1 protein-coding gene is annotated in these 570 nt (G+C 56.1%); it reads left to right on the top strand.

Annotation, left to right across the window (positions count from 1 at the left end):
• Nucleotides 1–570 (top strand): phage major capsid protein (locus MO867_RS22505; protein ID WP_252473333.1); only part of this gene is annotated, 570 nt, incomplete at both ends.

The raw sequence follows: 570 nt of genomic DNA, 5'->3' as shown, positions 1-570 counted from the left end.
GGCAATATCGCCAATAAATCCATGCTCAAGGGTTACTCAGAAGCGGCAGAAGTCTTCCCGCAGTTTACCGCCACCGGCAACTTGAGTGATTTTAAAATCGCCACCCGCACGGATCTCGGCACCTTCCCCTCACTGCGCCAAGTGGCGCCCGGCGCAGAATTTAAATACGTCAGCATCGGCGAGCGCGCCGAAACCGCCGCCCTGGCCACCTACGGGGAAATGTTCTCTATTACCCGCCAGGCGATTATTAATGACGACCTGGGAGCCTTCACCCGTATCCCGCAAAAGATGGGCCTCGCCGCCGTGCGCACCGTGGGGGATCTGGTGTTCAGTATCCTGCTCAATAATCCCAAAATGGCAGACGGTAAGGCGCTGTTCCACGACGATCATGGCAACCTAGCCACTAAGTCTGGTATTAATACCGCCAGCATCGATGCCGCACGGGTACTGATGGGCAAGCAAAAGGACGGCACCGCCTTCCTGAATATCCGCCCTAAATTCCTGCTCTGTGATATCGCCGATGAAGGCACGGCAAAAGTTGCCCTGGAATCCGAATTCGAAGTGGGCGCA

It is taken from the genome of Microbulbifer okhotskensis (assembly GCF_023895975.1).
GTDB lineage: Bacteria > Pseudomonadota > Gammaproteobacteria > Pseudomonadales > Cellvibrionaceae > Microbulbifer > Microbulbifer okhotskensis.
This window is presented reverse-complemented; position numbering and strand designations above follow the sequence as displayed.